Source organism: Desulfosporosinus sp. FKA, from assembly GCF_002196785.1.
In the GTDB taxonomy this organism is placed as follows: domain Bacteria; phylum Bacillota; class Desulfitobacteriia; order Desulfitobacteriales; family Desulfitobacteriaceae; genus Desulfosporosinus; species Desulfosporosinus acididurans.
On the sequence record NZ_NAHZ01000026.1, the window covers coordinates 74,536 to 98,625 of the forward strand.

Here is a 24,090-nt window from a genome sequence, read left to right on the forward strand (position 1 = left end):
CTATGCAGCTACTTTATTATTGATTCCTTCATTGATCATGTTCTGAATAAACACTCCGTAACCACGTTGCGCATCATTAACAAAAACATGCGTAACTGCTCCGATAATTTTGCCATTTTGAATTATTGGGCTGCCGCTCATGCCTTGAATAATGCCCCCTGTTGCTTCGAGAAGCCGTGGGTCTGTTACACGAACAATCATATTTTTACTATCGGTACGATTATGCATAACGCGATCTATATTGATGCTAAATTCCTCAACTTTTTCCCCTTGAATTACAGTGTAAATTTTAGCCGGCCCTACTTTTACTTCAGATTCCCACCCCACTGGGATTGGCTCTTTATAAAAAGGATTCACAATTTGGCCTCTCAATTTTCCAAATATTCCAGTTAACGTATTTTTCTCAATTGTACCGGAAAAAGGTGAATTCGTTACAAAGGAACCAATCTTTTCGCCGGGATGACCACGTTTACCTTTTTGAATTGAATAAATCGTTGAAGCCATGATTTTACCATTATAAACTTCAATTTTTTGATTAGTATCAGCATCCGTAATTACATGCCCTAATGCTCCATACTGATTTGTTGCCGGATCAATAAAAGAAAGTGTTCCAACGCCTGCTGCTTCGTCCCGAACAAATAAACCTACTCTATAACGCCCAGTTTCCACACAAAAAACAGGTTTTATTAGTTTTTCTAAAATTTGTCCTTGGTGTTTAAACAATACATGTGCTACACCATTTTGTTGTCCTGCTAAATTAACGGCATCAGATACATCCTGATCTGTACGAACCTCTTGATTGTTAATCTTTAAGAGTGTATCGCCGACTTCAATTCCCGCCTCTTTTGCAGGGTACACTTTTTGACCATTTTTGTCTTCAATGGCTGCTTGTCCTACTACTAAAACCCCTTTTGTCTGTAATGAAACACCAATGGATTGACCGCCTGGAATCAATTTCATAGGAGGCATAACTTCTATTTCTCCGGATCGTATCGGAAAAATCCCAAACAGTTTATAAACGACTTCGATTTTTTCCGATATCTTTGAATCTAACCCACCAGATGAAACTGAAATTGTTGGATTTGAAACAACTTCTTTTTCTTCTTTGACGATTTTGGACCAAAACCCTCGAAACTGAGGCTCTGTTTGTAAATTCAGAGTAAGATTTTGCTCAGGAAACTCCACCAACTGTTGAAACTCTGGATTCAGACATAGGAAGGTGCAGAACATGAGACTGAATAAAACAAGAATCCTCGCTTTTCTCACTCACTTATCACCCTCCACTCTAGTCTCCCCAATTTTCTTCCTTTTTCCTCGTTTTAGAGTGTTTTAATGATTTGAAGTGAATTCCAATCTTAAATTATCCAAATTGCTCATGTTTCATCCTGTAAATTTCGTGCCATATTTTTAAACATTGGTAACTTAGACAACAAAATTAAAAACAGACCACTTTATGTAGTCTGTTTTATTTTTTTCACTAACGGTTTGTCTCGCTTTTACTTAATTTGACTGAAAAATTAAGACTGTTTCCGGCAACGTTCAAACAATTCCTGTGCATGCTGGCGTGTAATATCTTCCTCGTCCCCTCCAAGCATGCGGGCCAATTCTTTAAGTCTTTCAGTTTCTGATAAAACGTTAACCCTCGTACGAGTTCTTTCGCCGTCTACCTCTTTCACGATACCATAATGAACTTCGGCGAAAGCAGCTACCTGTGCTGCATGCGTAATACAAAACACTTGTTTATCCTGAGCTATTTTCGCTAACTTTTCACCAACTTTATGAATGGTTCTCCCGCCAACTCCGCTGTCCACTTCATCAAAGATAAAGGTACCTACTGATTCTACTTTGGCCAGCATACTTTTTAAGGCCAGCATCAGACGAGACATTTCTCCCCCTGAAGCAACTTTGTTCAGTGGTTTAGGAGGTTCTCCAGGATTAGCAGAAAAGTAAAATTCAAGAGTTTCCGCTCCCTCTAAGGTGGGCTCTTCAATTGCTGTAAAGCGCACCTCGAAAGCACTTCTTTCTAAACCCAAATCGGAAAGTTCCACGATCAAACCTTTTTCAATCAGTTCTGCCATGTCCCGTCTCTTGGCACTGAGCTTCCCAGCAAAGGTCTCATAAGCTTGACGTGCTTTTTCCTTCTCTTCCTGAATTTGTACCTGCTTTTCATGAGAGTGAGTTATCTGCTCTAGTTCTGCGAGCAACTCTTCTCGCTTGGCTACGATTTCATCAATGGTTGCACCATACTTTCTTAGCTTGGAGAGCTGAATAAGCCGTTCCTCGATCTGGTCCAACCTGCCGGGTTCAAATTCCAAGTTGTCCTTATAGCTGCGGACTTGATGGGCTAAATCTTCTGCCGCATAATAGATGGTCTCCATCACTTCTGAAAGATTTAGTTCCTCATCCCAACGCTTTAACTCCTGGAGGGCTTTCAAAGAGCTTGCCAATAAATCAATCGCAGCCGGTTTTCCCGCAGAACCTTCGTATAGCGAGGAATAAACTTCAGAAATCAGGCTTGTAATACGTTCAGCATTATTCAAACGCTTTTTCTCTTGAACCAGTTCTTCTTCCTCACCAGGCTGGGGATTAATGGTATTAATTTCTTCAATCTGATATTGCAGCATTTCTTCCCTGCTGGCCCGGTCTGCTTCAGAAACAGACAATTCTCTTTCTTCACGCAGGACAGCCAGATACGATCTTGCAGCATTTTTCACAAGACGGACGTCATCTTGAAGGCCGCCTAAGGCATCCAAAAGTTTACGATGATTGTCGGAGTTAAAGAGGGATAAATTTTCGATTTGCCCATGGATATCTACAAGTCCTTCACAAAGTGAGCGATATAGAGTAAGGGGAATCGTCCGACCTTGAATACGACAACTATTCTTTCCTGAAGAATTGATTTCGCGGTACAGAAACAGTTGACCATCTTCCGCCGAATAACCGGCATCCTCTAGTCTTAAAAGGCATTCCTGGGCTAAGTCGCTGAACACCCCTTCAATTTTCGCCTGTTTCTCACCATGCCTCAAAAGATCTGAACTCGCACGCCCGCCCAAGAGTACCCCCAAAGCATCAATCACCATAGATTTTCCGGCCCCGGTTTCCCCGGTAAATACCGTTAATCCTTGTTGAAAGGATAAACGAACATCTTCCATCAAACCAAAATTTTCGACATGCAGCTCCTCGAGCATAATATCCCTCCTAACCGAGCAAGTCCGTCAGCCGTTTCAAAACTACTGGTACAACTTCTTTAGGCTTGATCACAAGAAGTATTGTATCATCTCCCGCAACCGTTCCAATAACTTCTTCCCAACTCATATTATCCATAACTGCCGCCAGAGCATGTGCATTTCCTGGTATCGTTCGAATCACAATCAGGCTTTCTGTATCATTGATAGAGATTACCGTTTCTCGTAATAAACGTTTAAGACGGTCTTGGAGATTAGTCGGATGAACTTCGGTGGGAATCGCATAACGATAATCATCATCGGCAGTAGGAATTTTAGTCAAACCCATTTCCTTAATATCCCGAGAGACGGTTGCCTGAGTCACTTCAAAACCAGCTTGATGTAATTTATCAGCAAGGTCTTCCTGCGTCCGAATAATCTCCTTAGTAATAATTTCTTGAATTTTCATCTGGCGACGAGCTTTCATCAATTTGCCTCCTGTTTCATTACACAATTCAAGAATATAGAGCCGCGTTATTTTGCCGCACCTCTCAACTCAGGTCTTTTCGTGCCAACGATCCCTTAACTTCTCTCGAACTACTTGGGGAAAACTTCGATTACCTAAGCGAATAAGTTTTGCCCGAATAGAAGCTTTTTGAATAATGACAGATTCACCCGAACGAAGTTTAATACTATTTCTACCATCAAAACTAACGAGGCATTGCTCCCCATTGGACAAAAAAATTTCGATTTCCTCCTGATCCGAGACAACCATCGGCCTGGCGGACAAGGCATGAGCTGCCAAAGGTGTAAGAAGAACGGCTTGAACGTTTGGACTAAGAATTGGACCGCCTGCTGATAGGGAATAGGCAGTAGAGCCTGTCGGTGTTGACACAATCAGACCATCTGCGGGATAGCTAACAGAGGGTTCACCGGATAAATTAGCTTGTAGTGTGATAATTCCTTCAGGACTCTCACGTGAAAAAACCACATCGTTCAGGGCAAGCTGTGTATATGCTTCAACGTCGTTTCGTTTAACCACAGCCCTTAACATAAGTCGTTCCTGAATTTGATAGTCCCGGTTAAGTATCTTTTCTAAAGCCTGAAATACATCAATTTTCTCGATTTCACATAAAAAACCCAGTCGCCCGAAATTAACTCCCATAACCGGAATTCCGTGAGGTGCACCTTCCCGAGCTGCCTCCAGCAGGGTCCCATCCCCGCCTAAAGAGATCAAAAAGTCCGTTTTATGTTTAATTATATCTTCCCATTGCGATAAAACGACCCAGCAACGTTTCCGAAACCAGTCATTTATCTCCTGAGCCAATACAGTTGCTTCTGGTTTGCTCTTATTAAGCCATAAACCCACGACTCTTTCCATTTGTTATTCCGTCTCTTTCTGAGCATGTTCAACAACAAACTCCAGCTCGTTCTTCCAATCGATTCCTGACGAGGCACCTAGTTTTAACCAAGCAAGATATTCTATATTTCCTTCCGGGCCACGGATCGGCGAGTATTCAAGGCCCAATATGCGGAAACCTGAAGCTTCCGCTTGATTGAGAACATCCATAATAACTTGTTTATGGACCATAATATCTTTGACAACACCCTTTTTGCCCACAAATTCTCTTCCGGCTTCAAATTGAGGCTTAATCAGAGTGAGTACTTGGCCCTGTTCCTTTAAGATTTCTTTCATTGCTGTAAAAATCTTGGTTATCGAAATAAAAGCCACGTCGGAAACGACCCAATCCACTCGTTCCGGCAAAGAATCCTTAGTTAAATATCGAGCATTCACTCGTTCCATGGAGATTACTCGAGGATCAGTACGCAGTTTCCAATCTAACTGTCCATAGCCTACGTCTACAGCGTAAACGCGTTTGGCTCCATTTTGCAAGACACAATCTGTGAACCCTCCAGTGGAAGCTCCTATATCGACAACGACTTGGTCAGTAAATTGAAGTGAAAAGGTTTCCACAGCTTTGGCTAATTTTAATCCTCCTCTTGAAACATAAGGCAAGGTTTCTCCTTTTATTTCAATTCGAGAATTATTCGCCAATTCTGCTCCGGGTTTATCGACACGCTGCCCGTCTACAAAGACGATTCCGGCCATAATCATGGCTTTAGCCTTCTCCCGACTAGCTGCTAAATTATTTTTCACCATTAAAATGTCAATACGTTCTTTTCCTTTAGACAATCGTTTCTTTTCGTCCCTTCATTTGCCGGTAGACACTCTATCCGGAGATTGGGTGATGGATCCGACTATTTTCAAACGCTCTATGGCCTGAATAATTCCCTTAACAGATAATCCTTGAGCCATATGCAGCTGGGAAATTGATCCCTGTTCCACAAAACCAGTATATCCAAGACGTTCAACGTTAACTCCCTGAATTCCTTCTTCTTCTAAAAGTTCAAGAATAGCGCTGCCCATACCACCTTTTAAGACATGATCCTCAATTGTCACGAAATTTTCGGTTTTTTGCGCATAGGATAAGATCAATTCTCGGTCAAGCGGATTAATAAAGCGCAAGTTGATTACTGCAGCCTCGATGCCCCTATGACGCAATTCTTGCGCAGCTGAAAGACAAATTTGTACCGTAGGACCAATTCCGATCAACGTTACATCTTTACCATCTCGTAACACTTCCCCCTTGCCAATGGGAATCTCATGCAAGGGTTCTGTCAGGGAAACACCTTGTCCCGCCGATCTCGGGTAACGCAAAGCAACTGGGCCATCATACTTCAAGGCCGTTAAAATCATATGGCGTAATTCATCCTCATCCTTAGGAGCCATAAGAACAAGATTAGGTATAATCCTTAAAAAGGAAATATCAAAAACACCGTGATGAGTTGGTCCATCATCGCCTACGACTCCTGCTCGGTCAATAGCTAAGACAACAGGAGCATTTTGCAGACAAACATCATGGAGAACCTGATCATAGGCTCGCTGATAGAACGTCGAATAAATGGCAACAACCGGTTTAAGTCCTCCAAAAGCTAGACCAGCGGCAAACGTTACAGCATGTTGTTCCGCAATCCCTACGTCAAAAAAACGTTCCGGAAATATTTCCGCAAAAGTCTTTAGCCCTGTCCCACTCGGCATGGCAGCACTTATAGCAACGATTTTAGGATCATCCTTCGCTAATCGGCAGAGAGTATCCCCAAAAATTGCCGTATAGGTTGGTGGTGACGATTTTTTGATAATCTTGCCTGTTTCTGGATCAAAGGGAGCCACCCCATGAAATACATCAGGGTTTTCTTCAGCAGGTTTAAATCCTTTTCCTTTGCATGTCACTACATGAACAAGGACAGGTCCCTTTTTATGCTTAGCCTGATCGAGAACTTCTTCTAATAAAGCCTGATCATGACCATCAATTGGGCCCAAGTAGGTAAACCCTAATTCCTCAAAAAGCAAGCCGGGAACCAACAAATATTTCAAGCTGTCTTTTGCTTTGGCAACCATTTTAGCAACTTTCGAACCGATTTTAGGAATACGTTTCAATAGCTCCTCAATTTCTTCCTTACGCTTGTCATAAAGCGGGTCTGTTCTTAAACGATTGAGATAGGAAGACATTGCTCCGACATTAGGTGAAATGGACATTTCATTGTCATTGAGAACGACAATAATATTTGTTTCATTATGGCCGGCATGATTTAAAGCCTCATAAGCCATCCCACCGGTCATAGCTCCATCTCCGATTACTGCGACCACATGATGATCTTCACCCAGAATGTCGCGGGCCTTAGCAAAACCAACCGCTGCCGAGATAGAAGTACTGGAATGACCTGTTTCAAAGCAATCGTGTACACTTTCAGAGCGTTTGGGAAAGCCAGAGATACCATGATATTGACGTATTGTAGAAAATCTGTCAAAACGACCCGTTAATAATTTATGAACATAGGTTTGATGACCGACATCCCAGACAATCTTGTCCTTAGGACTGTCAAATACCCTATGCAGTGCTATTGTCAATTCGACGACTCCAAGGTTAGGTGCTAAATGTCCGCCATTTTTAGAGATCACATCAATCATATGTTTCCGAATCTCTTGAGCCAGAGTGTTAAGCTCGGCCAAATCCAACGAACCCAAGTCATTTGGCTCATGGATTTTTTCGAGTAGTCCCATCCTTTTTGCCCCCTCGTTTATTCGCTCCGGTCAGATTCCAACCCGTAATTTGTTCGAAAGCAGCAATAACACTCCCGACCCAGGCAATAATTGTATTTGCCTCTTGAATAGCCAGAGACTTACCTATTGCTTTACCGGTGACAGTTATTGACGCCACCAAGGCCAAGATAATCGTCGTTAGCCAAATTTCTTTCGTTCCAAAGTTCGGATATAACCGGACTATATCTATAACAATTGCCGCTGCCAATACTCCGCTTAAAGTTCCTGTAACATCTCCCACAACATCATTCGCCATATTGGCTACCAAATCTGCATGCCGTACAAGGAACACCGTTTGACGTGCACCCTGGACTCGGTTGGCAGCTCTGGCATGGTGAGGAGCTTCCTGAGCAGCGGTGGCAGCTATCCCTATAATATCGAAAACAATATGCACTCCAATTACGGTTAAAAGCAAGAAAGCTGCAACCCATAAGGATGAGGTTTTGCGAATTAATAACTCTGAACTGACCCCAACAACGGCTGCAATAAGAAAGCTTCCAATGAAGACAAAGCTTAGATGCTTCAAGCTTTTACGTTTGCGAACTGCCAACGTTCCGTAAACCTCCTCAATATATATCTGATCAGATTAAAAGCCCCACAATAATCCCTACGAGAACACCGCCGAACACCTCTAATGGTGTATGTCCGATTAATTCTTTTAAACGAGCTTGGGACAGATCTGACCCTTGGGACAATCGCTCAACCAGTTGATTAAGAACTTCTGCTTGTTTGCCAGCTGCTCTCCTGACTCCCGCAGCATCATATAAAACAACCATACCATAAACAGCAGAGACCGCAAAAATAGGAGAATTCCATCCATAATATTTCCCGATTCCCAAAGCTAAGGCACTGACCGTAGCAGAATGAGAACTTGGAAATCCTCCAGAACTTAATATAAGTTGAAGGTTGAATTTACCGGCCACAATTAAGTTTATAACAACTTTCAAAAGTTGGGCAGCAAGCCAAGCCGTTACTGCCGAAACAAGTATCGCGTTATAGAAAATTCCCGGAAAAATGGGCATGGTAGCACCCTCTTTCAATGCTGGCGTTGTTCGATATAAACAGCGAGATCGCCAAGAAACTCAGCGCGGTTATCCAGCGGCTTTAAGGCGGATTGAGCTCCTTGAATTTGAGCATGCAGCACGCGTTTCGCTTCTTCAAGGCCCAATATCGAGACGTAAGTTGCTTTCTCTTGACGTTGGTCACTGCCTGCGGGTTTACCAAGGGTCTCGCTGTCTCCAGTTACATCTAAAATATCGTCTTTTATTTGAAAGGCCAACCCTATAGCTTGAGCATACTTGGTTAAGGCCCCAATCTGCTCCTCGCTGCCTCCCGCTAATATCCCGCCAAGACGGGCGGAAACTGTCAATAAAGCACCCGTCTTCGCTTTATGTATTTCTTCGATCTCTGCCAAAGAAAGTTTTTTTCTTTCCCCTGCAATATCTAGAACTTGTCCTCCCACCATTCCGTTTTTTCCTGCAGCAACAGCCACTTCACGGATAACTCGAAGCTGCCTTTCGGGTTGAGCAAGAATCGGATCGGCGAGAAATTCAAAAGCATAGGTTAACAACCCATCCCCTGCCAAAATTGCATTGGCCTCTCCAAAAACCTTATGATTAGATAATCTTCCCCTTCTATAGTCATCATTATCCATTGCCGGTAAATCATCATGAATTAGAGAATACGTATGAATTAACTCCAGAGCGATAGCGGCGGGTAAAATCTTTTCCGGATCTCCCCCCACTGCTTTCGCCGAAGCTAAAGCTAAAACTGGCCGGATACGCTTACCTCCTCCAACCAGAGAATAGGACATGCTTTCACTTAGTTTATCCTTGCCCCAGGGCATTTGAGCAAGATACTTCTCAATCATAGATAGATACTGTTGAAAGGTTTCCTGGAACACTTCTCTCTCATCCTTTCACATCGAAACTAATGGGCTGAATCTGAAGTTGTCCATCAGGATCTTCAAGTAAAACCTGCATTTGTTTCTCCGCCTGATTTAGCACCCTGGAACAATGTTGGACGAGAGCAACACCAACTTTAAAATAGTTCAAAGCGTTTTCCAAGGGAAGGTCTTTCTGTTCAAGGGCCTTAACAAGGGATTCTAATCGTTCAAATCCAGTTTCCAAAGAAATAGCGTCTCTTTCTTCTGATATATCAAAATCGAGAAGCTCCTCATTCATATTATTCAATCTCCTTCTCTGTTACCTTGCAGACCAACCGTCCCTCACTTAACTGAACGCGAATCTGTTCCAGTAACTCGACATTTGCAGCCGAACGAAGAAGTTTTCCTTCTTCATTATAGGCCAAAGAATAACCTCGGCCTAAGATCGCTAACGGACTTAGTAAATCCAATTTTGCCGCCAATAAATTTAGTATACCATTTTTATCATTGACAAATCTAGTCATGCCTTCCTGAAGACGCATGTGAAGGCTATCCAAACGCTGGCGATTCTGGTCTATTCTCCAAAACGGATCCTTAAGCGGGCCCTTATTAGCGATCCCCGCAAGCTGTTGGCGTTTACGTTCAATTTGCGCTTCCAAACCATTCTTCAAACGAGTTCGCAATTGCTCGACTTGCAGCTGCAAATCAACCAGTATGGGAACAGCGAGTTCAGCCGCTGCCGAGGGAGTTGGAGCTCTCAAATCTGCCACGTAATCAGATATGGTTACATCAGTCTCATGTCCAACTGCCGAGATAATGGGTATTCGGGAGGCCGCTATTGACCTTGCAACAATTTCCGTGTTGAAGGCCCACAATTCCTCGAGAGAGCCGCCGCCTCGTCCGATAATAATAACGTCAACTGCTTCTGAACGGTTTAAACGATCAATTGCCTGGGCAATTTCTTGCGGAGCCAATTCACCTTGTACAGCAGCAGGTGCCAAAACCCATGAAAGCTTTGGATGACGTCGCCCCATAACATTGATTATATCTCGAATAACTGCTCCTGTTGGGCTGGTTACAATCCCAATACTGCGAGGATAAGCAGGAATCTTTCTTTTTCGCGCAGGGTCAAATAATCCCTCTGCGGCCAGCTTTTTTTTAAGCTGCTCAAAGGCTAAGTAGAGTTGTCCTAGACCACTTGGTTCCATTTCCTCAACATAAAATTGTACCGTTCCCTCACGATCATAAATGCGCAGATTGCCGCGTACCAGGACTTTCAATCCATCAGACGGGGCAAAACGAACTCTTTCTGAACGACTTTTAAACATAACGGCTTTTAAACTGGAAAACTCGTCCTTCAAGGTGAAATACCAATGCCCTGAGGCACGATGATTCTTAAAGTTCGAAAGCTCCCCGCTGATCCAACAATTTTGAAAATCTTTTTGTTCCTGAAGAACTTGACCGATTTGACCCACAAGTTCAGATACCGACCATATTTTGGGCACAACCTTCACCTCAAAATCATTATACCATTAGAAAAGCGGATCGAGTCAAGCTTTCCGGACCTCACCAAAAACAGCAGATTAGTTCAAAGCTGAACGCCTTCGTATTTGTGGGGTCTTGCCATAAACAAAGCGGCCGTTGCAAATGCATAAGTGCCACTCGTAAAACAAAAACCATGCATAAATAGTGGTATAAATCATCCACTTAAATGCATGGTGTTGTTTAATTATCTTACCCAACCATAAATTCATAGCTAGTTCTTATTGATCAGTCATAAGCAGCAGATGATAAATCAATACCCGATGTGCCTTTAACTTATCTTCACTCTTAAAGTCTGCTTTGTACTACGGCAACAGTTTCTGCACAAATTGCAGCAGCCTGTTCAAATAACCGAGTCCGTTCGGCCTTAACCCTTTCTTGGTATTCCTGATCTTTTATCTGAGGCAGATTAATATCGACACTAAGCATCGCCGATTTCAGAGCGTTTTCTGCCAAATAAGCAGCGACTCCTACATCACTAATGGCACCCTTATTTCCAATTGGGGCTAATTCTTGAGCCAATTGCAAAACTTTAAAACAATTTTGGGCAATTCCCAGCGGTGTATTGGTAGCTGAGACCAATACTTCCTGCAGCTTATTAGCCCTCATCACTTTTTCTTCTTCAGTACCCTTTGGTAATTTTAAAACCGCCATAAAATTTGAGAACTCGGCTATATCTTGACTGAGTCCTTTTTTTAAGAGGTCCAGAACCATTTCCGCCTGTACTAAAATCTCTTTTACCTTTGGCTCAACCTCTTTATATTTCTCCTTGCCAATGGTTAGATTAGCGACCATACATGTCATTGAAGCCGCAAGAGCGCCAACATAGGCAGAAACACTTCCCCCACCCGGCGTTGGCGAAGAACTGGCGGATACCGTTAAAAATTCCTCTGTTGTCCATTGCCAGATTTGATTTGAGTCCATTATCGCTTACCTCCTTGCAGGACAATTCCTTTAAGAACATTGCGCATGATCAAAGCTGTTGTTAAAGAGCCCACTCCGCCGGGAACAGGAGAAATCAGGTCAGCTACCTCTTTGACGGCCTCAAAATCCACGTCTCCGCAAATTCCTTCCGGTGTTTCATTAATTCCTGCATCAACGACAATGGCACCTTGTTTAATCATATCTTTCTTAATTAATTTGGCACGTCCTACTGCAGCGATGACGATATCTGCCTGGCGAGTAAAGGCACCAAGATCCGGTGTTTTAGAATGGCAAATAGTTACGGTGGCGTTATGTTTTAGAATTAAGAATACTAACGGCTTACCAACCGTTTCTCCACGGCCAACGATGACGACATGCTTGCCTGCAATTTGTACACCTGAACGAACAAGCAGCTCAATACAACTCTGTGGAGTAGCCGGGAACAATCCTTCCTCACCGCTTAAAATATAACCTCGATTAATCGGGTGCACCCCGTCAACATCTTTATCCGGGCGAACAGCTGCCATGATTTTTTCTTTGGCAATACCTTTGGGAAGAGGGAGCTCAATCATTATCCCATGGACATTCTGATCTTGGTTAAGTTTTTCGATTTGAGCCAGAACTTCAGCTTCAGGCGTACTGCCAGACATAACAAACAATTCGAAGGCCATGCCCAGACTTTCACTGACTTTTTGCTTTGATCGAGCATAAACTACGGATGCCGGATCATCTCCAACCAAGATTACTGCGAGCTTTGGTTGGATACCTTTTTCTTTCCACTGAACGATCTCCTCACGAATTTCTTCTTTCAGAACTTTTGCTACTGCCTTTCCATCTAGTAGTTGAGCCAATTGACACACTCCTCTCATTATTTTGGCTATACCTTGTACCACCCATCACAAGTTAATTCGGGCTCATTAGTTGTAATATTATAAAAAGACTGAAATCTTTTAATCGAATTTAGGCTGAATTCGTTTGACAAACAAAATTCAGCCTAAAAATTTAGTATTATTTCGTTTTTAGGTAAGCATCAATACCGGCAGCAGCCTTTTTACCGGCACCCATGGCCAGAATAACTGTCGCTGCACCTGTAACAATGTCTCCACCGGCGAAAACGCCAGATTTCGAAGTCATTAGTGTCTCTGGATCTGCGACAATATTACCGCGCTTATTTAATTCTAAGCCAGGTGTCGATGTCGTTACTAACGGATTAGGGCCTTGTCCAATCGCTACGACGACAGTATCCATTTCAATCTCAAATTCCGAACCAGCAATAGGTACCGGGGCGCGTCGTCCGGATGCATCCGGTTCTCCCAGTTCATAACGTAGGCAAGTTAAACTTTTCACCCAGCCCCGTTCATCCCCTTCAATGGAAACAGGATTCGTCAAAAGACGGAATTGAATTCCTTCTTCCTCAGCATGTTCAAGCTCTTCTTTCCGAGCCGGCATTTCGTCACGTGAGCGACGGTAAATGATATAAACATTTTCAGCACCTAAACGCAGCGCTGTACGCGCTGAATCCATGGCCACGTTTCCAGCGCCGAGAACCGCCACATTCTTTCCAACTTTAACAGGGGTTGCATAGTCCGGGAATTTATATCCCTTCATTAAATTCGTTCTGGTCAGAAATTCATTAGCTGAATATACACCATTGAGATTTTCTCCAGGGATATTCATAAAATAGGGCAAGCCTGCACCTGTGCCGATGAATACGGCATCATAGCCGTTTGCCATTAGTTCATCTACAGAAGTTACTTTTCCCACAACTTGATTGGTGAGGATTTCAACTCCCATTTGTTTTAAGGTATCAATTTCCGTTTGCACAATGTCTTTAGGAAGACGAAACTGAGGAATACCATACATCAGAACGCCTCCGGCAACGTGCAGCGCTTCAAAAATCGTAACAGCATGTCCAGCTTTCGCTAAATCGCCGGCACAGGCTAAGCCTGCTGGTCCTGCACCAATAATTGCAACTCGTTTTCCGCTCGGTTCAGTTTTTTCCATCTCAGCTTTTTTCGATTTCATACCATAATCTGCTGCAAAACGTTCAAGACGTCCGATAGCTACAGGCTCCCCTTTTATGCCCAGAATACATTTACTCTCACATTGACTTTCTTGAGGACAAACTCGGCCACATATTGCAGGTAAGGAATTCTTGATTTTTAAAACTTTAGAAGCTTCCTCAAAGTTTTCCTCAGCAATTTGTTTAATAAAATCTGGAATTAACACTTCCACTGGGCAGCCAGTGCGGCATAATGGTTTTTTACACTGCAGACAGCGCTGAGCTTCCTCAACAGCCATCTCTTTAGTATAGCCCAGAGCAACCTCTTCAAAGTTATGCGCTCTGACCTTTGAATCTTGGCAGGGCATTTCGTGACGGGGTATTTTGTTCGCGGCCATTAATGATGCCCTCCTTCGTGATGACATTCTAGACGAGCCTTAGCTCGATTTTCTTCATCTTTGTAAAAGGCGAGGCGCTTCATAGCCAAATCAAAATCAACCAAATGACCATCAAACTCAGGACCGTCGACACAAGCGAATTTTGTCTCATTGCCAACGCTGATACGGCAAGCACCACACATACCAGTTCCATCAACCATAATTGGATTCATGCTGACAATAGTTTTTATACCTAAAGGCCGAGTATACTCTACAACCGCCTTCATCATTACCATTGGACCAATTGCCCAAATAGCAGCGATTTTGTGCCCTTCGCTTAAGACTTTTGCTAAACCATCGGTCACAAATCCTTTTACGCCGGCACTGCCATCATTGGTAGCAATGACTACCTCGTTGCTCACGGCGCGCATTTCTTCTTCCAAAATCAAGAGATCTGCGCTCCTGGAACCCAAGACCGAAATCACATGATTGCCGGCAGCCTTTAATCCCCTAGCAATGGGATGAATCGGAGCGATCCCCAGACCTCCGCCGATACATACAACTGTACCATAGTTTTCAATTTCAGAAGCAACTCCCAAGGGGCCGACAAAATCTTGGAACGCATCGCCTTCATTCATCGTAGTAATGATCGCCGAGGAGTATCCCACATCTTGAACAACAATAGTAATTGTTCCTTTTTCACGATTATAATCCATGACAGTCAGCGGAATTCGCTCGCCAACCTCATCAACCCGGACAATTACGAATTGTCCGGGCTCAACCTTAGCAGCTACAGCCGCAGCTTCAACTTCCAGCAAGGCTATACCTTGAGCCAAAAGTCTTTTTTTAACAATACGGTACATTTGACTCCTCCTCAATGTCCATAGTAATTATCTTATATTTAATTATTTATTCGATATCTTCAGGTCAATATCCTTCAAAAATAGTTTAATAAAATGTATATAAAAAAATCATTTATTAAAGTATTTAAACTCATAAGAAAATTAATATAATTAGCTGCCACTCGGTGATTTAAAATCCTTCGAATTAGCAATTGAGTCCATGGATTTTTTTGGCATCGACAATCCACCATCAGTCGCTTTAGTATTTCCTTTCGCCACGCTGTCTACGATTCGATCAAGGATTCCGTTGACAAATTTCGCCGATTCTTCCCCTCCAAAGGATTTGGCTAATTCTATGGCTTCATTAAGACTCACTCTGCCTGGTATATCGGATCGAAAAAGAATCTCGCAGGTAGCTAGACGTATGACATTGCGGTCAACATTGGCCATTCTCCCAATTGTCCAGCCTTGAGCAAAGGCGGCAATGGTTTTATCAATCTCCTCTAAATGAGCAATTGTATCATCGACAAGTTCTTGCGCAAAAATCTTACTGCTCTCCGGTACTTTAAATTCTTCCGCCCAACGCTCAACTTCTGCTGAAGTTTTCAGAGCTTCTTTTGTCAGGTCTTTTTGAAACAGCACCTGTAATGCCGTTTCACGAGCTAATCTACGGCTCAAGGATTATTCCTCCTACTACTTGTTTATTGTTTTTTCCAGCCAAGTCATAATATCCTGATGATCATCTTGGCGTTTACCTATTATAAATCCCAGAATAACAAAAAATATAAGTACCACTGTGCGCCAAAAACCCAGAGTCACTATCAATAGCCCCAATGCAAAGCCACTAACAGTTCCGATAAATTTACCAGGATGATGTTCTAAGGCCCACATGACAAACCCAGAGATTTTCTCTCCTATGCTTTGCCAAAAATTACTCATCGAACACGTGCCGTGCGCACTTTTTCCAAGCGCCGCACCAGCACTTTCACCTCTGTTACTCTGATTCCAGTATATAGTTCAACATCCTCTTTTACTTTTTCTTTCAGCTCTTTTGACAGCTGAGGTATTAAAACCCCTTGCTCATATTGGCATGAGACAGTAATTTGAAGACCTGCATCACGCTCCCTGAACGTTGATTGAATCTCCATGACACCAGTAAGTGCTTTCGCACTGCGGGCAATAATCTCTTCAAGTGCTTCCTGGGAAATTCGAACCTCCCCTCCGCTTGAAGGTGTTTGGAAGGTACGATTAGAGTTATCATGTGGTTTTAGGAGCAGGAGCAATCCCCCTAAAAGCAAGAAAGCGGCCGCCGCTAAACTCTCCCAAGGATTCCATTTAAGCCAATGGAGTCCCTGAAGCAACAACATATAAGGGAGTCCCCACCCAGTGGCCATGGCAAATATCCAAAGTGCCCCCAGAACCATGAGAACTCCCAAAATAAAGGCTAACAAGTGTCGTCCTCCTTTCAGAAACCCCCCCTGGAATTCCAGGGGGGGCCTTTTTTACTTCAGACGGAAGTCTTCTTCTTTGCTTTCCGATACCGATTTGAAGTTAACCCCTTGTACATGTACATTTGCTTCCACAACCCTCAAACCGGTCATACTTTCAATGGCATCCTTAACAGCCTCTTGAACCTTATAAGCGACTTCCGGAATTGATACTCCATACTCCACAACAATAAAAAGATCTACGGCAACCTCGTGTTCGCCAACCTCGACTTTAACCCCTTTGGATAAATTTTTATTTCGCCCTAACATTTGCGCAAGGTCCCCCACAAATCCTCCGCTCATACCAACGACACCCTCAACGTCTGAAGCTGCTAATCCGGCAATGACCTCCACAACCTCATCGGCGATACGGATGGACCCCAAGGAGTTCTCCGTTTCAAGACTTTCCACTATTTACACCTCCCGCTGCAAATCAATATTCATATAAGTTCAAATCCGAGTTAGAGTTAACCCAAGACCTCGATCAGATCAGCAAAAAGATAAACCCAAGTATCCTCTAATCGTTGCTATTATAACAAATCAAGGGCATTCTGGCAAAGATTATTGTTTACATCTTTGAAGATACCCTCGATTGAGAATCAATAATTAAGTTTTATCTGTGCTTGTAAATCTATTAGACCTATTCTCCAAGAATACGACGCTGAATAAAATTCGTATAAACTTCCCCGCGCCGATAAAAGGCGTTCTCTAAAACTTTTAAATGGAATGGTATGGTGGTATGAATTCCTTCAATTACAAATTCCTCAAGGGCTCGTTTCATCCTCTGGATAGCTTCCTGTCTGGTAGCCCCCCAAACGATCAGCTTTCCAACCATAGAATCGTAGTAAGGGGAGACTGCATAACCTTGATAAGCAGCGCTGTCCACCCGGACTCCCGGCCCTCCGGGAGCATGATACAATTTCAGCGTACCCGGTGAAGGCATGAAATTTTTGTCTGGATTCTCAGCATTAATTCGGCACTCAATGGCCCAGCCGCGAATTTCAATATCCGCCTGCGTATAGCCTAATGGTTCTCCTGCTGCTAAGCGAATTTGTTCTTTCACCAAATCAAGACCTGTTACAAGTTCTGTGACCGGATGTTCAACCTGGATCCTGGTGTTCATTTCGATGAAATAAAAATTTCCATGGCGATCAAGCAAAAACTCAATGGTCCCGGCATTGGAGTAATTTGCCGATTTGGCAGCTTTCACGGCAACCGCACCCATTTTAGCCCTCAATTCAGGAGTTAAGGCGCTGGACGGTGATTCTTCCAAGAGCTTCTGGTGACGGCGCTGCAGAGAGCAATCTCTTTCTCCCAGATGTACAACTTCACCATATTTATCCCCCAGGATTTGAATTTCAATATGCCTGGGTTCTTCGACATATTTTTCCAGATAAACATCAGAGTTGCCAAAAGCCGCCTGAGCCTCTGTTTGAGCAGCTTGAATTGCTTTACTCAGCTCCTTAACATTCTGAGCAACTCGCATTCCTTTACCACCGCCTCCTGCCGAGGCTTTTATTAAAACTGGATAACCGATACTTTCAGCAACTGTTTCGGCCATGTGCAGGTCTTTAATAATGTCCTTTGATCCCGGAACAACCGGTACTCCTGAATCAATCATCGTTTTTCGGGCTACGGCCTTATCGCCCATCATCTCTATGGCTTGCGAGGATGGTCCAATAAAGGTTATTCCGCAAGACTCGCAAATCTCAGCAAAACGAGCGTTTTCAGATAAAAATCCATAACCGGGATGAATCGCATCAACACCTGTTAATTCGGCCGCACTGATGATATTAGGAATATTCAAATAGCTTTTAGAGCTTGCAACCGGTCCAACACACACCGCCTCATCTGCGGCCTTCACGTGTAAAGCTTCTCGATCTCCTTCAGAAAACACGGCGACAGTTTCAATATCCAATTCATGACAGGCCCTAATGACACGAAGGGCAATTTCTCCTCGATTTGCAACCAGGATTTTTTTAAACATGCCTCTACTCCTTATTTTTCGATGATAAACAGCGGCTGACCATATTCTACCGGTTGCCCGTTCTCGACAAGAATTTCAAGTAACTTTCCTTCGACATCCGATTCGATTTCATTCATCAATTTCATAGCTTCAATAATACAAACAGGCTGACCAATGCTGATTTGCTGTCCTACTTCAACAAAAGGATCCGCATCCGGCGCTGAAGCATGATAAAAGGTTCCTACCATGGGAGCAGTTATGGTTTCAATATTTTCCCGCTTCGCTATATCCGTAGAAACAAGAGGTTCTTCGCTGCTTACCTCAGCCTGGACATTGGGGCTCACCGCAAGACTTGTTTTAACTTCCTGCCGGACAGGTGCGGCAACCGGGACACAAGATTGCGAGTTTGTCCCCTTGCGAATAGCTATTTTCACCCCATCACTTTCCAGATTTAACTCACTTATCTCCGTATCGTCGATTATCTTAATTAATTCTTTAATTTCCTTCAAGTTCATTTTTAAATCCTCCTTAGATAATCCCGTCTTCCATAGTTCACTCGCAGCCTTTGTATCCTTAGGCACATTGGTGCCAGTTTGAATTTCCCTGTTAGGAAGCATGCCCTTTTTTCTATCTTCAAAAAACTTCTTAGCAATTTGAGGAAACATAGCAAAATTCATAACATCCTCGGGGGAATTAGCTAACCCTAAACTATCCCGTTCGGCTTTCTCCATCCCCGGTTCTAAACTATCTGCCGGACGTATAGTCATAGGCTCCTCGTCACCAATGATTTTTCTTTGGATATCAAGATTCATTGGAGCCGGCGGACGGCCATACAAACCGCGAACATAAGCCTTTACTTCACCAGGCACTAATTTATATCTTGCCCCGCTTAGAACATTTAATACAGCCTGAGTTCCAACAATTTGACTTGTAGGAGTGACCAGAGGCGGATAGCCCAACTCCGCCCGAACCTTAGGAATTTCCTCCAACACGTCATGAATACGGTCAAGGGCCCTTTGCTCTTCCAATTGAGAGACTAAATTCGAAATCATTCCGCCAGGAACTTGATGTTCGAAAACCCTCATATCAGTAATTCGTGTGATCCCACGTTCAAAACCGCGGCTTTTGCGCAAAGCTTCAAAGTACTTCGAAATATGGAACAAATGTCTAAGATTCAAACCGCTGTCGTAGTCGGAATCTTGAAAAGCTCGAACTACTGTTTCCACTGGCGGCTGGCTTGCTCCAAACGCTAAAGGAACACTCGCCGTATCGATAACATCAACACCGGCTTCTGCGGCCTTTAAATAAGCTCCAACAGCCATTCCGCCAATATAATGACTGTGCAGATGAACCATAATTCCCAGTTTCTTTTTCAGGAGGGAAACTAACTCGTAAGCTTTAAAGGGTGTCAGAAGTCCAGCCATATCCTTTATACAAATGGAATCTGCGCCCAGTTCCGCAAGGGCTGTGGCAGTTTCCAGATAATGATCAATGGTGTGTACAGGACTCATGGTATAAACAACAGATGCTTGAACATGAGCTCCTGCCTTTTTAGCCGCTTCCATGGGAACAACCATATTTCTCACATCATTGAGTGCATCAAAAATCCGAATAATATCAATGCCGTTTTTTACGCTGAGAGAGACAAACTCTCGTACCACATCATCGGGATAGTGTTGATAACCTACTAGGGACTGCCCCCTAAGCAGCATTTGTAAAGGAGTCTTACGAACCCGACGTTTAATCTCCCGCAGGCGTTCCCAAGGATCTTCACCTAAAAATCGCAGACAAACATCAAAGGTGGCTCCTCCCCATACTTCCAGAGAAAAATACCCTGCCTCGTCCAGCTCTTCTAAAATCGGCAGCATATCCTCTGTACGCATACGAGTAGCCCAAAGGCTTTGATGAGCGTCCCTTAGTGTCGTATCTGTAATTTTAATCGGTTTCACTGCCGTTGCCCCTCTCTTAAGTTGTTTTTTTATCTTATTTAAGACGATACTTTACCTAAGTAAAACATATCTCTTATTATATGGGGCAGCGTTGCTATTTTCAACGCAGGAATGTAAAGTATATTGTATTTTACTTCCCTACGGAAAAATTCAGTTGTTTTATATCAGCATGGTCCAGCATTAAAAAGCTGTCACGCCAGTGGCAGCTTTTTAATGCATAAACTTTTTCATTCAATTGTAAAACTCCCACTTCTACAAGGGGGAGTGGTTCCCATACCTTGCTTCAGTGGGGGAGAGTCTATCCTTCAGCGCAATAGTATTTATTATGGGCTAGGCGCTTTCGCCAGCGAATTCCCGATGTTCAGCTTTGACTGAACGAGTTCACTCAAGGTACTTCTTCACAATTCGCAACAGTTCATCTGGGCGGAAAGGTTTTGAAATAAAATCTGCAGCTCCCCGCTGCAAGGCATCAGATACCGTAGCTTCACTGGCTACGGCACTACAAATGATTACTTTGGCTGAGGGATCAATCTTTAATATTTCCTCAAGTGCTGCCAGGCCGTCAAGTTCCGGCATAGTGATATCCAGAATCGTTAAAATGGGTCTATAAGTTCTAAAGAGCTCAACAGCTTGCAAACCGTTTTCAGCTTCCAAAGTTTCGGGAAGACCTTTACGTGCTAGAATTTCGCCGATCATTAAGCGCATAAAGCTAGCATCATCCGCGATTAAGATTCTTTTCATTCGGAGTTTCTCTCCTTTAACCAGGACTTTAGCCCCAAGACTTCAGCCCAATCTATAGTAAATTCGTGCTCAATGTTGATTTTCCTGCTCACGAGTTCGAATTTTTATTGAGGAATTTATCCACTCACTGTTTTGTTGATATCATAATCTTATCCAAACTTACTTTTGTAACTCGCACAACAACCTCTTGAATAAGACTGATTTCGTTAGGCGTTAAACCTGAAGCATAAACAATCACTGTTACATTATCTGGGCAGACATCTGTAACCAGATCTTTAAATCCCTTAATCTTTAAGAGATTTTCGATTTCATCTTCTTTTTCAATCTTCGAACTAAGTGCCAGCCATTGTTCCTGGGCTTGAATTTTAGTTTTTTCCACCGTTGAATCCAGCAATTCTGAGACCATTGATTTCGTTTCCTGCCGAAACTGATCTCTCTTTAAACGATAATTTACAAAATAGTTTTCTCCGGTTCCATTCGGCTGAATGGTCTCATATTGGATTTTAATTGACGAATCAACAAGCGATGAAGAAAATTTGGTTGTCGGCTTCGCTGCAGCCACATGCCGCGGGCTATTAATCCAAACCCATAACGCCCCCAAAATTATGATTAAACAAACAGCTAATCCCAATACTCTCCATAATTGCAGAAAATTATTTATGATCATTAGAGGCTTGCGCAGTTTACTCTTCACATTATTCTCCCCCCATTGGAACCACAGTAATTTTAGCGCTGGGAATACTCAAGAGAGTTTGAACTGACGTATGAATCGCTTCCCTTACCTTAGGATCACGAGCCCCCTCGGCAATTACCAGTACTCCAGCTACCTCAGGACGATCTTCCATCACCATAACCGGTTGAGAGGAACCATTGGGCATAACTACTTGATTGTTCTCCGTAACCTGTGTTGTTTCTCGAGTTCCTCCTGTTTTATCTGTCTCTTTAGATGTGTTCTTCGTGACATTTTGATTGCGGGCATATTCGGTCTTTAGTCCCGTTGCTAAACTTACGGATACCTGAACTTTACCCACACCATCCATTAATGATAAATTCGCTTGAAGTTTGCTCTCTAATTCTTTTTCCAAAGCAGTGATTTTCGAACCTGAGGCTGCTATCGACGAGCTTGTAGGCACGGCTTGCGTTTTGGACATAGGATTTTCCGGACCTTTGCCCAAATAGATAAAGGACATGCCTATAGCGACGAGTGCTACTAACCCCACTAAAGTTTTTTCCGAAGAAATATATTTTGTCAGATTCACAAATTGCTGCCTCCTTCCAAACTAACATTTTAAGTTTCTTGAACATGAATTAGGTCTTTCGACAAGCTCATCAAGGCCGAAATTTTATCTCGTACTTCTTCACATCGAGAAGATTGCGATTTGACATCAGGCTGTGATCCAATTTCTATGGGTTGAACGGGTTGTATTCCAGCTTTATCTAACGATAACGTTACATTAATGTCCGAAATCTTTGGCTGATCGGTCATACCCCCTCCACCCTCTGCAAATTTTATAACCACGACGGCAGATTTAACGTCTTTTGTCCCAAGGGCCAATGCTTTTATCTGGTTTTCGAGAATTTGCTGGTATTGTCCCTGTACAGCATCCCGCCCGACATTCATCTCCTGTCCTTCGGCAATTGTTGGCAGGTCTTGGGGTACTGAAGCACTCCAAGCAGGCACTCCCATTGCCAGCGGGGTATGTAAAAAGGTCGTAATAGGAGAAAGTACTGCTGAAATCACAAACAACCCCATAACCATTTGCACAAATCCCCGCATGGATTTATTCGGTAAAAGCATTTCCAGAAAGGTTGCCATAAGCAAGATCAACGCTAAATTCCGCACCAGGTCTTGCAGCGTCTGCACCCTATCTCCTCCTCAATGCAGCATTACAGATAATGTTCCCGTTCCGATTACCACCGCAATTGTCATAAAAAACATAATTCCCACCGAAGCAACAGTTACCAAAATAAAGATTAAACTTTTGGACATATCCTGAAGACTGTCTGCCAAGGCCTTTTCCCCAAGCGGTTCTATTAAAGCAGCAGAAATTCGAAACACAAGGATCATGGTTAAAAGCCGAAGCAGAGGACCTAGGCAAATTACGATAATTGCCAGCAAGGCAACAATTCCCACTGCATTTTTTAACAACAGCCCTGAAGTTATGACTAATTCTACGGCATCCTTAAAAAACTTCCCTACCACCGGAACAAGATCAGCCGAATATTTGGCTGTTCTAAATGCGACACTGTCGGCTACTCCTCCCGTGACTCCCTGAACAGTCATAATGCCGATAAATATTGTCAGGATTACTCCTAAGGAAATTTTTCCCACAAATTCAAAGAGCCCTGCCAGCTTACTGAGTTTGAACTCCTTAGAGATTTGATTAAAAAGCTTTAATACGGCAGCCAGAAAAAAGAGCGGTAAAATAACCGTTTTAATAATTGTTGCTAAGACAGTCAAACTCCCCAAGATAAGCGGTTTAAAGAGCGCTGCACTGGTGAGATTTCCCATAGTAATTAATAACGTCATCATCACCGGAAACAAGGTTTGCATTAACCCTACCATTTGATCAATAACACCCGATGCAATAGTCAAGGCCTCACGAAAAGAGGTAAGCGCTATACTCAGAAGAACAAGATATGTCATAACTTGAGCTGTTTTGCCAACATTTCCGCTGAAGGCAGTTTGGAGTTGATTTAAAATTCCTCCTAAGGCTGCGAGCACGAGAAGTTTTCCAATTAAAGGAACATTAGCAGATATTTGGCGGGCTAAAATTCCAAGCAGTAACTGACCAAATTTCTCAGGTGATAAGTTTAATGTTCCGCTCTTTAAATCCTCAAACATTTGACTTAAGGAAAAACCGGTTCCACTTTGGGCATCCCGATCCAGTTGGTCCAGAAAGCCCCGCAGTTGACTTAAATCAATCTGTCGGGAAAGTTCCACCTTAGGCAGCTGCTGTGTGGGAATTTCAGCGGCAAACACGTTAGGAGTTGTCCCACTCAATAAGACAATAAGGAAAAGAATCACTTTAATTATAGCTACCCTCAA

At 43.1% G+C, this 24,090-nt stretch carries 26 protein-coding genes; all 26 read right to left on the bottom strand.

The features are described from left to right. On the bottom strand, positions 1-1,266 hold the full coding sequence (gene spoIVB / locus B5771_RS09235) for a SpoIVB peptidase (RefSeq protein ID WP_088187266.1): 1,266 nt from the start codon (positions 1,264-1,266) through the stop codon (positions 1-3). Positions 1,267-1,517: 251 nt separating this feature from the next. Then, positions 1,518-3,188 carry a DNA repair protein RecN gene (recN, locus tag B5771_RS09240; RefSeq protein WP_088187267.1) on the bottom strand — a complete coding sequence of 557 codons (1,671 nt, stop codon included), beginning with the start codon at positions 3,186-3,188 and terminating at the stop codon, positions 1,518-1,520. 10 nt (positions 3,189-3,198) lie between these two features. Further along, the gene (gene argR, locus B5771_RS09245) at positions 3,199-3,651 is read right to left on the bottom strand and encodes an arginine repressor (protein ID WP_047809537.1); all 453 of its coding nucleotides are present in this window, start codon (positions 3,649-3,651) and stop codon (positions 3,199-3,201) included. A 69-nt stretch (positions 3,652-3,720) separates the two neighbouring features. Beyond that, positions 3,721-4,545: an NAD(+)/NADH kinase gene (locus B5771_RS09250; protein ID WP_088187268.1), complete on the bottom strand. Its 825-nt coding sequence runs from the start codon at positions 4,543-4,545 to the stop codon at positions 3,721-3,723. Positions 4,546-4,548: 3 nt separating this feature from the next. Next, on the bottom strand, positions 4,549-5,358 hold the full coding sequence (locus B5771_RS09255; RefSeq protein WP_088187269.1) for a TlyA family RNA methyltransferase: 810 nt from the start codon (positions 5,356-5,358) through the stop codon (positions 4,549-4,551). Positions 5,359-5,376: 18 nt separating this feature from the next. Further along, complete coding sequence (gene dxs, locus B5771_RS09260; RefSeq protein WP_088187270.1) at positions 5,377-7,287, bottom strand: 1-deoxy-D-xylulose-5-phosphate synthase; 1,911 nt, start codon at positions 7,285-7,287, stop codon at positions 5,377-5,379. After that, complete coding sequence (locus tag B5771_RS09265) at positions 7,262-7,876, bottom strand: hypothetical protein (protein WP_047809541.1); 615 nt, start codon at positions 7,874-7,876, stop codon at positions 7,262-7,264. The genes dxs and B5771_RS09265 overlap by 26 nt, the downstream gene beginning before the upstream one ends. A 31-nt stretch (positions 7,877-7,907) precedes the next feature. Next, on the bottom strand, positions 7,908-8,348 hold the full coding sequence (locus B5771_RS09270) for a divergent PAP2 family protein (RefSeq protein WP_047809542.1): 441 nt from the start codon (positions 8,346-8,348) through the stop codon (positions 7,908-7,910). 14 nt (positions 8,349-8,362) lie between these two features. Beyond that, positions 8,363-9,229 (bottom strand): polyprenyl synthetase family protein, encoded by an 867-nt coding sequence (locus B5771_RS09275; protein ID WP_172408219.1) that lies wholly within the window; start codon positions 9,227-9,229, stop codon positions 8,363-8,365. A gap of 7 nt (positions 9,230-9,236) precedes the next feature. Continuing rightward, positions 9,237-9,509 carry an exodeoxyribonuclease VII small subunit gene (xseB, locus tag B5771_RS09280; RefSeq protein ID WP_088187271.1) on the bottom strand — a complete coding sequence of 91 codons (273 nt, stop codon included), beginning with the start codon at positions 9,507-9,509 and terminating at the stop codon, positions 9,237-9,239. A 1-nt stretch (position 9,510) separates the two neighbouring features. Beyond that, positions 9,511-10,716 (bottom strand): exodeoxyribonuclease VII large subunit, encoded by a 1,206-nt coding sequence (gene xseA / locus B5771_RS09285; RefSeq protein ID WP_088187272.1) that lies wholly within the window; start codon positions 10,714-10,716, stop codon positions 9,511-9,513. A gap of 325 nt (positions 10,717-11,041) precedes the next feature. Continuing rightward, entirely contained in the window at positions 11,042-11,677 is a 636-nt protein-coding gene (locus B5771_RS09290) for a cyclodeaminase/cyclohydrolase family protein (RefSeq protein WP_088187273.1), read from the bottom strand. Then, positions 11,677-12,528, bottom strand: a complete 852-nt coding sequence (locus tag B5771_RS09295; RefSeq protein WP_088187274.1) for a tetrahydrofolate dehydrogenase/cyclohydrolase catalytic domain-containing protein — start codon at positions 12,526-12,528, stop codon at positions 11,677-11,679. Before B5771_RS09295 ends, B5771_RS09290 begins: the two co-directional genes overlap by 1 nt. A 157-nt stretch (positions 12,529-12,685) precedes the next feature. Continuing rightward, the gene (gltA, locus tag B5771_RS09300) at positions 12,686-14,077 is read right to left on the bottom strand and encodes an NADPH-dependent glutamate synthase (RefSeq protein WP_088187275.1); all 1,392 of its coding nucleotides are present in this window, start codon (positions 14,075-14,077) and stop codon (positions 12,686-12,688) included. Beyond that, positions 14,077-14,919 (bottom strand): sulfide/dihydroorotate dehydrogenase-like FAD/NAD-binding protein, encoded by an 843-nt coding sequence (locus B5771_RS09305; RefSeq protein ID WP_047809549.1) that lies wholly within the window; start codon positions 14,917-14,919, stop codon positions 14,077-14,079. Before B5771_RS09305 ends, gltA begins: the two co-directional genes overlap by 1 nt. A 150-nt stretch (positions 14,920-15,069) precedes the next feature. Then, positions 15,070-15,576, bottom strand: coding sequence for a transcription antitermination factor NusB (gene nusB, locus B5771_RS09310; RefSeq protein WP_088187276.1), 507 nt, complete (start codon positions 15,574-15,576; stop codon positions 15,070-15,072). Positions 15,577-15,591: 15 nt separating this feature from the next. Next, complete coding sequence (locus B5771_RS09315; protein ID WP_088187277.1) at positions 15,592-15,837, bottom strand: DUF2273 domain-containing protein; 246 nt, start codon at positions 15,835-15,837, stop codon at positions 15,592-15,594. Further along, the gene (amaP, locus tag B5771_RS09320) at positions 15,834-16,349 is read right to left on the bottom strand and encodes an alkaline shock response membrane anchor protein AmaP (protein ID WP_088187278.1); all 516 of its coding nucleotides are present in this window, start codon (positions 16,347-16,349) and stop codon (positions 15,834-15,836) included. Before amaP ends, B5771_RS09315 begins: the two co-directional genes overlap by 4 nt. A 51-nt stretch (positions 16,350-16,400) precedes the next feature. Then, complete coding sequence (locus B5771_RS09325; protein ID WP_088187279.1) at positions 16,401-16,796, bottom strand: Asp23/Gls24 family envelope stress response protein; 396 nt, start codon at positions 16,794-16,796, stop codon at positions 16,401-16,403. 229 nt (positions 16,797-17,025) lie between these two features. Further along, positions 17,026-18,372: an acetyl-CoA carboxylase biotin carboxylase subunit gene (accC, locus tag B5771_RS09330; RefSeq protein ID WP_088187280.1), complete on the bottom strand. Its 1,347-nt coding sequence runs from the start codon at positions 18,370-18,372 to the stop codon at positions 17,026-17,028. An 11-nt stretch (positions 18,373-18,383) separates the two neighbouring features. Beyond that, entirely contained in the window at positions 18,384-20,300 is a 1,917-nt protein-coding gene (gene accB / locus B5771_RS09335) for an acetyl-CoA carboxylase biotin carboxyl carrier protein (protein ID WP_088187281.1), read from the bottom strand. A gap of 381 nt (positions 20,301-20,681) precedes the next feature. After that, on the bottom strand, positions 20,682-21,041 hold the full coding sequence (locus tag B5771_RS09340; protein ID WP_047809556.1) for a response regulator: 360 nt from the start codon (positions 21,039-21,041) through the stop codon (positions 20,682-20,684). 124 nt (positions 21,042-21,165) lie between these two features. Beyond that, positions 21,166-21,735, bottom strand: coding sequence for a SpoIIIAH-like family protein (locus B5771_RS09345; RefSeq protein WP_088187282.1), 570 nt, complete (start codon positions 21,733-21,735; stop codon positions 21,166-21,168). 1 nt (position 21,736) lies between these two features. Beyond that, positions 21,737-22,300: a stage III sporulation protein AH gene (locus B5771_RS09350; protein WP_088187283.1), complete on the bottom strand. Its 564-nt coding sequence runs from the start codon at positions 22,298-22,300 to the stop codon at positions 21,737-21,739. A 29-nt stretch (positions 22,301-22,329) separates the two neighbouring features. Then, on the bottom strand, positions 22,330-22,905 hold the full coding sequence (locus tag B5771_RS09355; protein WP_088187284.1) for a stage III sporulation protein AF: 576 nt from the start codon (positions 22,903-22,905) through the stop codon (positions 22,330-22,332). 12 nt (positions 22,906-22,917) lie between these two features. Beyond that, entirely contained in the window at positions 22,918-24,090 is a 1,173-nt protein-coding gene (spoIIIAE, locus tag B5771_RS09360; RefSeq protein ID WP_242966806.1) for a stage III sporulation protein AE, read from the bottom strand.